At 34.5% G+C, this 14,238-nt stretch carries 9 protein-coding genes; 7 read left to right on the top strand and 2 right to left on the bottom strand.

Going from position 1 to position 14,238, the window contains the following annotated elements:
• Window positions 1–5: 5 nt before the first annotated feature.
• A complete protein-coding gene (locus AAEO57_RS16005) occupies window positions 6–689 on the bottom strand; it encodes a cell division ATP-binding protein FtsE (RefSeq protein ID WP_341694037.1) in 684 nt (227 codons plus the stop codon).
• A 286-nt stretch (window positions 690–975) separates the two neighbouring features.
• Between AAEO57_RS16005 and AAEO57_RS16000 the strand changes: the two genes are divergently transcribed.
• The 3 genes from AAEO57_RS16000 (at window position 976) to AAEO57_RS15990 (ending at window position 6,828) form a co-directional block, all read left to right on the top strand.
• Window positions 976–3,990 carry a tetratricopeptide repeat protein gene (locus tag AAEO57_RS16000; RefSeq protein WP_341694036.1) on the top strand — a complete coding sequence of 1,005 codons (3,015 nt, stop codon included), beginning with the start codon at window positions 976–978 and terminating at the stop codon, window positions 3,988–3,990.
• 87 nt (window positions 3,991–4,077) lie between these two features.
• Entirely contained in the window at window positions 4,078–4,944 is an 867-nt protein-coding gene (locus AAEO57_RS15995; RefSeq protein WP_341694035.1) for a PhzF family phenazine biosynthesis protein, read from the top strand.
• Window positions 4,945–5,064: 120 nt separating this feature from the next.
• Window positions 5,065–6,828, top strand: a complete 1,764-nt coding sequence (locus tag AAEO57_RS15990) for a TonB-dependent receptor (RefSeq protein ID WP_341694034.1) — start codon at window positions 5,065–5,067, stop codon at window positions 6,826–6,828.
• A gap of 70 nt (window positions 6,829–6,898) precedes the next feature.
• Here AAEO57_RS15990 and AAEO57_RS15985 read toward each other — a convergent pair whose 3' ends face one another.
• Entirely contained in the window at window positions 6,899–7,444 is a 546-nt protein-coding gene (locus AAEO57_RS15985) for a DUF2911 domain-containing protein (protein ID WP_341694033.1), read from the bottom strand.
• Between the two features lie 178 nt (window positions 7,445–7,622).
• Here AAEO57_RS15985 and AAEO57_RS15980 point away from each other — a divergent pair, with 178 nt between their 5' ends.
• The 4 genes from AAEO57_RS15980 (at window position 7,623) to gyrB (ending at window position 14,165) form a co-directional block, all read left to right on the top strand.
• Window positions 7,623–8,072, top strand: a complete 450-nt coding sequence (locus AAEO57_RS15980; RefSeq protein ID WP_341694032.1) for a hypothetical protein — start codon at window positions 7,623–7,625, stop codon at window positions 8,070–8,072.
• 306 nt (window positions 8,073–8,378) lie between these two features.
• Window positions 8,379–10,055, top strand: a complete 1,677-nt coding sequence (gene asnB, locus AAEO57_RS15975) for an asparagine synthase B (RefSeq protein WP_341694031.1) — start codon at window positions 8,379–8,381, stop codon at window positions 10,053–10,055.
• Between the two features lie 205 nt (window positions 10,056–10,260).
• Window positions 10,261–11,877, top strand: coding sequence for an asparagine synthase B (asnB, locus tag AAEO57_RS15970; RefSeq protein WP_341694030.1), 1,617 nt, complete (start codon window positions 10,261–10,263; stop codon window positions 11,875–11,877).
• A gap of 347 nt (window positions 11,878–12,224) precedes the next feature.
• Complete coding sequence (gyrB, locus tag AAEO57_RS15965; protein WP_341694029.1) at window positions 12,225–14,165, top strand: DNA topoisomerase (ATP-hydrolyzing) subunit B; 1,941 nt, start codon at window positions 12,225–12,227, stop codon at window positions 14,163–14,165.
• Window positions 14,166–14,238 lie beyond the last annotated feature (73 nt).

The following is a 14,238-nucleotide window of genomic DNA, read 5'->3' as shown; positions in this document are numbered from 1 at the left end:
TCGTTTTATACACTTCTCTGTACCACCTCAAAAATTCTTTGATCTTCACATTTAAGTGTTTTAGAAGGGAATTTCATTAACAAAGCGTAATCGTGGGTAGCCATGATAACCGTTTTTCCGTTGGCGTTGATTTTTTTCAAAACTTCTAAAACTTCAGAACTTGTCTGAGGATCAAGGTTTCCGGTTGGCTCATCGGCAAGGATAAATTCAGGGTCATTTAATAAAGCTCTTGCAATAGCAACACGCTGCTGCTCACCTCCTGATAGCTGATGTGGCATTTTGTTTAGAAAATCTTTCATTCCAACTTTATCAAGTACTTCGTCAATTTTATGCTGCATAGCTTCTTTTTCAACCCATCCTGTTGCTTTAAGAACAAACAGCATATTGTCTTGTACAGTTCTGTCCGGAAGCAATTTAAAATCCTGAAATACAATTCCGATTTTGCGTCTTAAATACGGGATCTGACTTTCTTTTAAAGCAGCCAAATCAAATTCTACGATATGTCCTTCACCTTCTAAAAGAGGCAAATCACCATACAAAGTTTTCATGAAACTACTTTTTCCGGTACCGGTTTTTCCAATGATATAGATAAATTCACCGTGCTCAACTTCTAAATTGATATGTGATAAAATTTTTCTTCCTTCCTGAAATATAGTGACATCTTTAAGAGATAGTACGGTTTCTGACATAATAAAATTGATTTGAATGGTAAAAGTAATAAGTTAACGGTTGGATTCAAAATAAATTTTAATCATTTGGGAAGAAAAAATTTAGTCAGAAGCAGGTTTTGTAATTGTTTAAATAGTTAAACTATCTTCTTAGAAATTAATCGGTTTGGGAAATTTACAATCTCTGTTTTGGGGTTTGTAAGGCTGAAAATTTAGAAAACATGAAACTTTTGTTCATAATAAAAGCTTAAAACGTTTCGTTATAAACAGTATAAAATGATACATTTGAATACTAAATATAACTAAAATGCGTAAAATTTCCTGGTTCTTTTTTCTCCAGATTCTTATTGTTTCGGCAACCGTATCGGCACAAAAATCGGCAATTTATACTTACGATTTAAAAGATTTTGACAAAGCGCTGGCTTTATATAACGACAAGCAATATGCATCGGCCAAACATATTTTCGAATCTGTAAAAAATACCGAAATTACAGAGGAAGTTCAGTCGGATTGTGCTTATTATATTGCAAATTGTGCCATTAGAACAAATCAGTCTAATGCCGATGAATTAATGGAAAAATTTGTTAGTGATTATCCAACAAGTACTAAACAAAATCAGGCGTATATTGAAGTCGCCCATTTTTTCTTCGAGCAGGCAAATTATCCAAAAGCATTACAATGGTTTGATAAAGTAGACGAAAGTTATATGAATAAATCTGATTTGGATAAGTTTAATTTCCAAAAAGGATACAGTTACTTTAATGCCAAAAAGAAAAAAGAAGCTACAACATATTTCAATAAGGTGGTAAACTCTCCGCAATTTGGTTCACAAGCCAAATATTACCTCGGATTTATGGCTTATGAAGGCGATGATTATAAGGAAGCAACTAAATATTTTGATGAGGTTTCGGGTGAAGAAAAATACAAAGAAAAGCTTTCGTATTTTCAGGCTGATATGAATTTTAAACTAGGAAATTTTCAAAAAGCAATAGACTTAGGACAGGCAGCAATGGCTCAGTCGAATGCAATTGAAAAGTCTGAGTTAAATAAAATTATCGGAGAAAGTTATTTCAATCTAAAACAATACGGCAAAGCGATTCCGTTTTTAGAAAAATATGAAGGCAAGAAAGGAAAATGGAATAATACCGATTTCTACCAATTAGGGTATGCTTATTATGAACAAAAAGAATACGAAAAAGCGATTTCACAATTCAATAAAATTATTGAAGGAAAAGATTTCGTAGCGCAAAACGCTTATTACCATTTAGGTTTAGCATACCTTAACACAGGTAAAAAGCAAGAAGCCCTGAATGCGTTTAAAAATGCTTCTGAAATGGATTTTAATGTCCAAATTCAGGAAGATGCTGCTTTGAATTACGCAAAGTTGAGTTACGAAATAGGAAATGCTTATCAGACTGTTCCGGGAATTTTACTTGATTTCTTGAAAAAATACCCAAATAATTCAAGTCGTTCAGAAGTAGAAAAATTATTGGTGGATTCTTATATTTCGTCTAAAAACTACAAAGAAGCTTTGGTTTTACTGGAAAAAAACAGAACTCCTGAAAATAAATTGGCATATCAAAAAGTACTTTTTTACAGAGGTTTAGAATTATACAATGAGTCAAATTATTCCGAAGCTTTAAAAATGTTTAATGGAGCCGTAAAAGAGCAAAAAAATCCTGAGTTTACAGCTCGTGCCACTTTCTGGAAAGCAGAATCTGAGTATGTAACAGATGATTTTCAGAATGCATTATTGAGCTACAAGCAGTTTGCCGGCTTATCATCAGCAAAAACAACTGACGAATATAAAAACATTAATTATAATATTGGATACACGTATTTTAAACTGAAAGAGTACGATCAGGCAGGAAATTCTTTTCAGGCTCAGATTGATAATGCTACAGGTGACAAAGTGCGATTAAACGATTCCTATTTACGTTTGGGTGATTGCCGATTTGTAACTTCTAAATATGCTCAGGCAATGGAAGCTTACGGAAAAGCAATTAGTGCAAAAGGAGTTGACGCTGATTATGCGCAGTTTCAAAAAGCGATTTCATACGGCTTTATGTCCAGAAACGACAAGAAAATTGACGAGTTGAATAATTTTCTTCAGATGTATAAAAAATCGGAATATCGTGATGATGTTTTATTCGAATTGGCGAATACGTATGTAACTGATAAAAAGAATGAGCAGGCGATTAAAACTTACGATCAGTTAATTTCAGAATACAAAAATGGTTCATTTACTTCAAAATCGATTTTGAGACAAGGTTTGATTTATTACAATTCAGATCGTGACGAACAGGCTTTGACGAAATTTAAAAAAGTAGCTGCCGAATTCCCAAAAACGCCTGAAGCTCTTGAAGCAGTTTCGACAGCGAGATTAATCTATGTTGATTCCGGAAAAGTAGATGAATATGCAACCTGGGTGAGAACGTTGGATTTTGTTTCGGTTACAGATGCAGAATTAGACAATGATACTTATGATGCTGCTTTTAAACAATACAGCCAGAACAACAGTAAACAGGCCATTACAGGTTTTACAGGTTATGTAAGCAAATTTCCTTCGGGATTACATTCATTGGAAGCGAATTTTTATTTGGCACAATTGCTTTATGCAGAAGGTTCAGAAACTAAGTCAGTATCAAATTACCAATACGTAATTGCTCAGCCAAGAAGCGAATTTACAGAGCAATCTTTAAGCAGATTGGCTCAAATTTTCTTAAAAGCAAAAGATTGCGATAAATCGGTTCCGGTTTTGGTTCGTTTAGAAAATGAAGCGGATTACCCTCAGAATAAAAATTTTGCTCAGGCAAATTTGATGAAGTGCTATTACGATAAAAAAGATTACGCTAATTCTGTTATATACGCAGATAAAGTGCTGCAAAATCCGAAAGCAGATGCCAATGTAAAAGCAGATGCGCAGATTATTGTTGCACGTGCAGCAATACAAACCGGTGACGAAGATAAAGCCAAGTCAGCTTATGCAAAATTATCAGCGACATCAAAAGGAGAACTGGCAGCAGAGGCGTTGTACTATGATGCTTATTTTAAAACGAAAGAAGGAAAATTTGATGCCTCTAATACAGTCGTTCAAAAACTGGCTAAAAATTATTCAGGCTATAAATATTACGGTGCGAAGGGATTGGTTCTAATGGCTAAAAATTTCTACGGTTTAAAAGATAGTTATCAGGCGACATATATTTTGGATAACGTAATCAACAATTTTACAGATTATCCTGATGTGGTTGAGGAAGCCAAAAGAGAGCTAAGCGCAATCAAATTGGAAGAGTCTAAAACGAATTCGTCAATTACAAAATAGTTTTATAAGTAAAAAGTAAGATGTTATCTGTAAAAAGAACATAAAGGAAATTACATTTTACATCTCACAAACCACATTTTACAAGTTATGAGTTTACCTTTTTATATAGTTGATGTTTTTACAGATAAAAAATATGCCGGAAATCAGTTGGCTGTTTTTTTAGACGCTGGAAATCTCAGTTCAGAAGAAATGCAAATTATAGCTAGAGAAATCAATTTTGCAGAAAGTACTTTTGTTACCAATCTTGATTTCAAAAACAATAGCGCCGATCTCAGGATTTTTACACCCGAGCACGAAATGCAATTTGCGGGACACCCAATAATTGGAACTTCATGGGTTTTAATGAATAAGATCTTTGATAATTCGCCTGATGAAATTAAACTAAATGTTCCAATTGGGCCAATTGCCATTCATAAGAAAGAAGATTTGATTTGGCTTAAAGCGGCACAGCCAAGATTTTGGGATGTTTTTTCTAAAGAAGACTTTACTTCATTTAGTAATTTAAAAGTCAGTGATTTTGAGAATCAATATCTTATTCAGGAAGTTTCTACCGGAAGTGCTTTTGTGATAGTGCCTTTAAATAGTAAAAGAGCTTTAGAAAATTTAGTTTTAGATAAAGATAAAACGGATGAATGGCTGAAAAGAAATTGTAAAACCAGTCACAGAGCCTTATATTTTTATTGTATAGAAGATTCGGAAATTATAAGCAGAATGTTATGCATAGAACACAATCAGTTGGTTGAAGATGCTGCGACGGGAAGCGCAAGTACTTGTTTGCAGGCATTTCTTTTAAAGTATCATTCGCCGGAAATTGAAACGATAAATCATCAGGGAGATTATATTGGTCGTCCGTCTCAAATTTATTTCAAAGGAAAATTAACAGACAATGAATTTGATATAAAAATAGGAGGGAAGACTCAATTTATAGCTAAGGGCGAATGGGAAGCCTGTTAATTAGAGAATGTGATAATTAGAAAATTTAGATAATGTAATAGAATTGTAAAATGTAATAAGTAAACTGAAATAAAGCATTTTACATTTTACAGAATACATTTTACAAAAAAAGTATAAAATATGAAGATTAATTTCCAGAATAAAACTATAATTCTAACATTGCTGTTTGTTTTTCAGCTTTCGTTTTCGCAAAAGAAAAATGAAAATATTGGAACAGAAACGGTAAACGTAGTAAAACCATATTCTCCAACAATATCAGATGCGTTTAAAGTGAAAGAAACTCCTTCGCTTGACGATTCTGGAAACCAGCCAAAAGAAACTATTAAGTATAGTATTCTGTCTGTTCCTGTGGCATCAACGTTTACCCCTTCAAAAGGAAAAGCGGCTGGCGTAGAAAAAACCAAAAAAGAACGTCTGTTTAATAACTATGTGACTTTAGGTCTTGGAAATTATAGCACACTAAATGGGGAGTTGTTTGTAAATCAGGATTTAGGAAATGATGATTTTGTGTCTGGAATGTTCCGTCATCATTCATCACAGGGCGGAATCAAAGATGTACTTTTGAATGATGAATTTTATGATACGGCATTAAATGTAGGTTATGGACAAAATTACAGGGATATGTCATGGAATGTAGAATTAGGATATCAAAACCAAATCTACAATTGGTACGGACTTCCTGAGGATTTTGGTTCGAATTTACTTCCGCAGGATCGTGTTGATTTAATAAATAAAATCAATCCTGGACATACTTATAATACAATTTCAGTGGGAGGAAATTTTGAATTCAATGAAAGTGTTTTTAGTAAAGTAGCGACAAAATTCACTCATTTTTCGGATAGTTTTTCTTCGTCAGAAAATCGTTTTTACCTGAAACCTACTTTTAAAGTTGATATAATGGATCATTCAATCAACACTAATGTAATTATTGACCATGTAAGCGGAAGCTTTGAAAATAATTATTTTAAGACTAATACAGATCCTGTAAAATATAGTCTGACCAATTTTGGCGTTGAACCAAGTTTCGTAGTAAATGAAAACGACTGGACTCTGGAATTAGGAGCAGGATTGTATTATGCACTGGATTCTGAAAATAGCGGAAATAAGTTTTATATCTATCCAAAAATCAATGCTTCGTATAAATTAGTGGGAGATTTAATGATTTTCTACACAGGAGTAAATGGAACTTTAACGCAGAATTCATATGCTGACTTTGTAAATGAAAATCCTTTTTTATCGCCAACACTAAACATGACGCCGTCAAGCACTCAGTATAATGTGTTTGCAGGTTTGAAAGGTAAATTAGCAAACAATGTAAGCTATAATCTGACAGGTTCTTATCTGAATGAAAAAAACAAAGCTTTGTTTAAAAGCAATGATTACACAGAAGATTTTACAAACGAGAATTACGCTTACGGAAACTCATTCGGAGTGGTTTATGAAGATGTTAGGACATTTCGTTTTTACGGAGAATTAAAAGCCGATTTTTCTGAAAATGTAACTTTTGGAATCAACGGAACTTTTAATAGTTACAAGACAGATGGACCTGTAGAAGCCTGGAACCTTCCAACAATCAAATTAGGTTCTAATCTTGATGTCAATATCACCAGACAATGGTATGCTGGCTTAAACGTTTTTTATGTGGGAGAGCGTAAGGATATGCAGACTAAACAAACTGATTTTACTGTTCCGATTGCAGGAGTTCCAGTTACCCTAAAGAGTTATTTTGATGCGAATGCACATTTAGGATATAAATTCAGCGAACGACTGACTTTCTTCCTCAAATTAAACAATATTGGAAACCAGAATTATGAAAAATGGCTGAATTATCCGGTGCAAGGATTCCAGATGTTAGGCGGTGCGAATTACAAATTCGATTTTTAAACAAAATTCAATTATAAAAAAAATAGCTTCCAAAATCAGGAAGCTATTTTTTTTTGATTTTAAAGTATTGTTATTCCGTAAAAGGAACCGCCACTCTTACTTTATCCCAGCCTAAGTTTAAAACAATTCCTTTGTCTGCTTTTGTGAAAACCATTGAAAAAGCTTCCAAAGAATCTGCTGCTTCAGTTACAGGTACTTTTAATCTTGCTACATCATTTTCTGCTTTGTAATTATAAGAACCCCAAACATTCAGATCTTTGCTGATGATAACAGTGTAAGAATCTTTTTCAGGAATAGTGAAAAAGGTATATGTTCCGGCTTTAATTTTGCTGTCACCTAATTTTACATCTTTGTAGAAAGTGATTTCTGCTGCTTCGTTTGCTCCGGTTCTCCAAACTTTTCCGTAAGGAGCCAATTCGCTTACATTACGCCCTTTTAACTGAGGTCTGCTGTAAGTAATTTTAGCAATTTTAGCACTTACCTTATAATCATTTGGATAAGATGCTGCATCCATTGGACTTTTGTCTAAATCAGGGAACTTTTGAGCATTCATATTTAATGATAAAAGCATTGTGAATGCAAAAGCAATTGTTGTGATAATTGTTGATTTTTTCATATTGATAGTTAAAATTAATGAGTGTTAAAATTATTGATAGTTTACTGAAAAATCTAAAACATCTTGTTAATTTTTGTTAATGAATCTTGATTGGAATAAAAAAAAGCATTTAGCTTTATGAAGCTTTTGGATAAAACCTTTGCATCTTTGTAACTTAGAAACATCAGTACCTTTAAAAATGACTTTTAAACAAAAAATACATTCTCATTACCTGCAAATGGTTCAGGACAGAATCGATGTTTTCAGGGATATGATTTCAAATCTGACCGAAGACTCTAAAAACGACGCCAAAGGTTCTGCAGGCGATAAACACGAAACAGCATTGTCGATGATGCATATCGAGCAGGAAAAACTAACCAATAAGTTAAAAGAAGCAATTACCCAGAAAGCGGTTTTAGACAAAATTGACTCTGCAAAAACAACTGAAAATATTATATCAGGAAGTCTGGTAAAAGCAAACGGAATCTATTTGTATGTATGTGTCGCGCTTCCCAAAATAGCAATTGACGGCATCAATGTTATTGCGCTTTCACCACAATCTCCTTTGGGAAATCATTTAATGGGTAATAAAGCTGGGTTTAAGTTTGAAATTAATAAAACGCATTATAAAATTGAGAGTGTAGAGTAGAGATATTCTGCTCCATTTTTTCATTCCGAGGTACGAGGAATCTTTGTAAGTAGCTCGAGAAAGATTGGTCTAAGTTTTAAATGAATTATATATGAAGGAGTTACTTTTTTAAACCCTTTTGATCTTTCAAATTAAAAATTTCAAGTTTGAGCCTTTTTTTTGCCTTAAAATTTTACATTTAGTATGTAAATTAATTGTTTTGATTGATATTTGTAATTGATATTGGTATTTGTGTTTTTAGATTATAACTAATACTTCATCTTTGCCCTATCAAAATAAAATTTAAAAAGAAAAAAATATAAAATTATGTGTGGAATTGTATGTGCCTTTGATTTGAAGCAAAAAGCCGAAGCGCTAAGACCTCAGGTTTTAGAAATGTCAAAAATTATTCGTCACCGCGGACCGGACTGGAGCGGAATTTTTAGCAATGATAAAGCGATTCTTTCTCACGAGCGTTTGGCAATTGTAGATCCGGCTTCAGGAAAACAACCTTTATTTACTGAAGATAAAAAATTAGTTTTGGCTGCAAACGGCGAAATCTACAACCACAGAGAGCTTCGTAAACAATTTGCTGGAAAATACAACTTTCAGACAGAAAGCGACTGTGAAGTTATCTTGGCTTTATACAGAGAAAAAGGAGTGAGCTTTGTAGATGAATTAAACGGAATCTTTGGATTTGCGATTTATGATGTTGATAAAGATGAATATTTTGTAGCTCGTGACCACATGGGAATTATTCCATTATATATTGGTTGGGATCAGCACGGAACTTTTTATGTAGCTTCTGAATTGAAAGCTCTTGAAGGATACTGTACAAAAATTGAATTATTCCCTCCTGGACATTACTTATCAAGCAAAGACGGAGAATTTGTACAATGGTACAAAAGAGACTGGACAGAATATGATGCTGTAAAAGACAATGAGACAAGTATTCCTGCTATTAAAGAAGCTTTAGAAGCAGCTGTTCACAGGCAATTAATGAGTGATGTTCCTTACGGAGTTTTACTTTCTGGAGGTTTAGATTCTTCTATTACTTCTGCTGTAGCTAAGAAATTTGCTCAAAAAAGAATTGAGTCAGACGATACTACAGATGCCTGGTATCCACAATTGCACTCTTTCTCAGTTGGTTTAGAAGGGTCACCAGATTTAGCTGCTGCAAGAAAAGTAGCAGATCATATCGGAACAATTCACCACGAAATCAAATTTACAATCCAGGAAGGTTTAGACGCTGTTCGTGATGTAATTTACAATCTTGAGACTTATGATGTAACTACAGTTAGAGCTTCAACTCCAATGTGGTTAATGGCAAGGGTTATCAAGTCTATGGGGATCAAAATGGTGCTGTCCGGTGAAGGTGCAGATGAGTTGTTTGGAGGATATTTATACTTTCACAAAGCACCAAATGCTAGAGAATTTCACGAAGAAAACGTTCGTAAATTAGGCAAACTTCACATGTACGACTGTTTGCGAGCCAATAAAAGTTTAGCAGCCTGGGGAATCGAAGGTCGTGTGCCATTCTTAGATAAAGAATTTATGGATGTTGCGATGCGCATCAACCCACAAGATAAAATGATCAACAAAGAACATCCAATGGAAAAATGGGTTGTTCGTAAAGCTTTTGAAGATATGCTTCCGGAAAGTGTGGCATGGAGACAAAAAGAGCAATTTTCTGACGGAGTAGGATACAGCTGGATCGATACCCTGAAAGAAGTAGTGGCAAGAGAAGTTTCAGACGAGCAATTAGCAAATGCCAGATTTAAATTCCCATTACAAACACCAACTTCAAAAGAGGAGTACTACTATCGTTCAATTTTCACAGAGCATTTTCCAAGTGATGCAGCGGCATTATGTGTACCTCAGGAAGCAAGTGTGGCTTGTAGTACAAAAATTGCTTTGGAGTGGGATGAGGCTTTCAAAAACATGAACGATCCATCTGGAAGAGCGGTTGCGAGTGTACACGATGATGCTTATCAAAAATCATAAAGTTTGATGTAGAGCTTATATTACAGAAAACGTTCTCTCTGGGAACGTTTTCTTGGTTTATAAAACTTGTTTGAAATGTTTTTTTGTGAGTTTAATTATTTGCAGTTTAAATGTTTATTTGAATTTTTTATATTTGGCTTTCGCCGAAAGAAGAAATTTTTCAGAATCAAGTCAGGAATAAATACATAATTAAAAACAGAATAGTATGGGTGGGATATTAGCCGTTATAGGTAAAGGAAAAGACCCGCAACTCGTAAAAGAACTTTCTAGAAGAATGTCGCATCGGGGAGCAGATGATAGTGATTTGCATATTATGGAAAATGGAAGCATTTTGGCTAGTGAACGGATGTTTATTATGGATTTGCATTCAGGCAAACAGCCAATTCAGGGATCAAAAAACGCATGGATGGTTCATAATGGAGAAATTTATAACCATCAGAAACTAAGGGATGGGATTTTAAAGCACCACACATTCAAAACAAAAACCGATTCGGAAGTAATAGTACATTTATACGAAGAATTTGGTTATGATTTTTGTAATTTACTTGATGGGGATTTTGCCTTTGTAGTCGTTAATGGTGATGATTACATTGCAGGAAGAGATCCGGTTGGTGTTAAGCCACTGTATTATGGATTAGACGAAAGAGGAAGAATTTATTTTTCTTCGGAAATGAAATCCATAGCAGATCAGTGTAAGTCATTTTCAACCTTCCCTCCGGGTCATTATTATACGGCTAAAACAGGATTTGTTAAATATTATGAACCAGAATATGAGGAATATGAAAATGCAAATCAGCCACTTGATTTAGATTTGATCAGAGAGTCTTTAATTGAGGCAACGCGCAAACGTTTAATGAGCGATGTACCGGTTGGAGTATTGCTTTCAGGAGGATTGGATTCATCTTTAACTTCTGCTATTGCATCACGATTATTAGCAGGAAGCAAAGAAAAATTACATTCATTTTCTATAGGTTTAGATGCGGATTCTCCTGATAATATTGCGGCAAGAAAAGCAGCTGAATTTTTAGGTACTCAACATCATGAAATTTATTTTACAGTTGAGGAAGGGGTAGAGATTTTAGAAAAACTAATTTACCACATCGAAACATACGATATTATTTCTGTACGTTCAGGTGTTCCGATGTATTTATTAGCAAAAGCAATCAGAGAAAAAGGAATAAAAGTGATTCTTTCAGGAGAAGGTGCTGACGAGGTTTTTGGAGGTCATTTGTATTTTAGAAATGCACCGTCTTCAGAAGAATTTCAAAAAGAAACTATCGAAAGGGTTCAAAAGCTGTTTACTGCAGATATATTACGTGCTGATAAATCTACAATGGCGCATAGTTTAGAGCTTAGAGTGCCATTTTTGGATAAAGACTTCCTTGATGTTGCAATTCGAATTAAAACAGAGGAAAAACAACCCAAAACATATGAGGCTGTTGAAAAGTATATTTTAAGGAAAGCTTTTGATACACCTGAAAATCCATATTTACCTTCGGATATTTTGTGGAGACAAAAAGAGCAGTTTTCAGATGGTGTGGGCTATGAATGGGTTAATGGATTAATTGAATATTGTGCTGCGCAGGTTTCAGATGAACAATTGGCAGGAGCAGCAGTAGAATTCCCTTATAATTCGCCTACAACAAAAGAAGCTTATTTGTACAGGTCTATTTTTCATAAACATTATCCTCAGGTAAGTTCAGCACAGACAGTTCGAAAATGGATTCCAAAATGGCAGGATAATCCTGATCCAAGCGGAAGGGCGAATGCAGCACATTTAAATGCTGATGTTGAAATAGCGAAAACAGGAATTGAAGTTTAGGCTTAGTTTCGATTAAATAACATTCGTAATTTTAATATTTTATTAAAATAAGCAATACCGAAATGCATTCAAAATGTGTTTCGGTTTTTTTATGGAGCTTAATTCCGGGAGTTATAAAATAAGGTTTGAAATTTAGAAACATATCGATTTTTACGCTATTCCTATTTTTAGATTTTGGAAATTAATAAAATTGGAATTTAAAGTCGGCTTTTGGGTTTATTTTTTGATTTTTCAGACAATTGTGTTAATAACTTAGGTCTTTAAACAGTAAAATTAAGAGGTATATAAATTGCGTTTTCATATATTTGCGTGTTAAGACAATAATTACATTTTTTAGAATAAATTATATGAGCGAAGAAATCAAGAAGAACAATTATTCAGCAGATAGTATTCAGGCATTAGAAGGAATGGAGCACGTAAGAATGCGTCCATCGATGTATATTGGAGATGTAGGCGTTCGAGGGCTGCACCATTTGGTTTATGAAGTTGTGGATAACTCTATTGATGAGGCGATGGGAGGACATTGTGATACGATTAGTGTTGCAATAAACGAAGACGGCTCAATAACAGTTGAGGATAATGGTCGTGGTATTCCGGTTGATTTACATAAAAAAGAAGGAGTTTCTGCACTTGAGGTGGTAATGACTAAAATTGGTGCAGGAGGTAAGTTTGATAAAGATTCTTATAAGGTTTCCGGAGGTCTTCACGGTGTTGGGGTTTCTGTTGTAAATGCACTTTCGGTTCATATGAAATCTACTGTTTTTAGAGAAGGAAAAATCTATGAGCAGGAATATGAAAGAGGAAAATCTTTGTATCCGGTAAAACAAATCGGAGAAACAGATAAAAGGGGTACACGTCAGACTTTTTACCCGGATGATACTATTTTTACTCAGACAACAGAGTTTTCTTACGATACACTTTCAGCTCGTATGCGTGAGCTGTCCTTTTTGAATAAAGGAATCACAATCACTTTTACAGATAAAAGAGAGGTAGATGAAAAAGGCGAATTTAAAAGTGAAGTATTCCATTCTGATGAAGGCCTTAAAGAATATATACGTTATTTAGACGGAAACCGTGAGCCAATTATTTCTCACGTAATCAGCATGGATAATGATAAAGGAGAAATACCGGTTGAAGTGGCGCTGATTTACAACACAAGCTATTCAGAAAATATTTTCTCTTACGTTAATAATATCAACACACACGAGGGAGGGACACATTTGCAGGGTTTTAGAAGTGGTTTGACAAGAACCCTTAAAAAATATGCCGATGCTTCCGGGATGTTAGATAAGCTGAAATTTGAAATTTCTGGAGATGATTTCCGTGAAGGATTGACAGCTATTATTTCGGTAAAAGTTTCAGAGCCTCAATTTGAAGGACAGACAAAAACTAAACTTGGAAACAGAGAAGTAGTTTCTCCGGTTTCCCAGGCTGTTGGAGAAATGCTTGAGAATTATCTTGAAGAAAATCCAAATGATGCAAGAGTAATTATCCAGAAAGTAATTTTAGCTGCTCAGGCACGTCATGCTGCGAAAAAAGCGCGTGAAATGGTTCAGCGTAAAACCGTAATGGGCGGTGGAGGATTGCCAGGAAAACTTTCAGATTGCTCTGAACAGGATCCGGCAAGATGTGAGGTTTATCTTGTCGAGGGAGACTCGGCAGGCGGAACTGCAAAACAAGGACGTGACCGTAATTTTCAGGCCATTTTGCCATTACGAGGTAAGATTCTGAATGTTGAAAAAGCAATGCATCATAAAGTGTTTGAAAACGAAGAGATTCGTAATATTTTTACAGCACTTGGTGTTACTGTTGGGACAGAAGAAGATAGTAAGGCACTGAATCTGTCAAAATTGCGTTACCATAAAGTAATTATTATGTGTGATGCCGACGTTGATGGTAGTCATATTTCTACCTTAATTTTGACGTTCTTCTTCCGTTTCATGAAAGAATTGATTGAAGAAGGGCATGTTTATATTGCAGCTCCACCTTTGTATTTGGTTAAAAAAGGAAACAAAAAGGAATATGCATGGAATGATGTTCAGCGCGATCAGGCGAATGAAAGAATGGGAGGAAGTGCAGCAATTCAGCGTTATAAAGGTCTTGGAGAGATGAATGCTGAACAGTTATGGGAAACCACAATGGATCCGAATTTCAGGACTTTACGTCAGGTAAATATTGATAGTCTGGCAGAAGCAGATCAGGTTTTCTCAATGTTAATGGGTGATGAAGTACCACCTCGTAGAGAGTTTATTGAGAAAAACGCTGTTTACGCAAATATTGATGCATAATTAAGGAGTTGTTTTTTTTTGCAGGTAGAATTTTTGATTTAAAAGGCAAAAAAAACAAGCAATTTATTCGTCA

This window comes from Flavobacterium calami (assembly GCF_038290035.1).
Lineage (GTDB): Bacteria > Bacteroidota > Bacteroidia > Flavobacteriales > Flavobacteriaceae > Flavobacterium > Flavobacterium calami.
Note: the sequence above shows the minus strand (reverse complement) of the source record. Positions and strands in the feature narration are given on the sequence as shown.

Bases quoted from the DNA above. Each gene is read 5' to 3' on its own strand.
- gyrB (WP_341694029.1), top strand. From the start codon at position 12,225: ATGAGCGAAGAAATCAAGAAGAACAATTATTCAGCAGATAGTATTCAG.
- AAEO57_RS15995 (WP_341694035.1), top strand. From the start codon at position 4,078: ATGAGTTTACCTTTTTATATAGTTGATGTTTTTACAGATAAAAAATAT.
- AAEO57_RS15990 (WP_341694034.1), top strand. From the start codon at position 5,065: ATGAAGATTAATTTCCAGAATAAAACTATAATTCTAACATTGCTGTTT.
- asnB (WP_341694031.1), top strand. From the start codon at position 8,379: ATGTGTGGAATTGTATGTGCCTTTGATTTGAAGCAAAAAGCCGAAGCG.
- AAEO57_RS16005 (WP_341694037.1), bottom strand. From the start codon at position 689: ATGTCAGAAACCGTACTATCTCTTAAAGATGTCACTATATTTCAGGAA.
- asnB (WP_341694030.1), top strand. From the start codon at position 10,261: ATGGGTGGGATATTAGCCGTTATAGGTAAAGGAAAAGACCCGCAACTC.
- AAEO57_RS15985 (WP_341694033.1), bottom strand. From the start codon at position 7,444: ATGAAAAAATCAACAATTATCACAACAATTGCTTTTGCATTCACAATG.
- AAEO57_RS16000 (WP_341694036.1), top strand. From the start codon at position 976: ATGCGTAAAATTTCCTGGTTCTTTTTTCTCCAGATTCTTATTGTTTCG.
- AAEO57_RS15980 (WP_341694032.1), top strand. From the start codon at position 7,623: ATGACTTTTAAACAAAAAATACATTCTCATTACCTGCAAATGGTTCAG.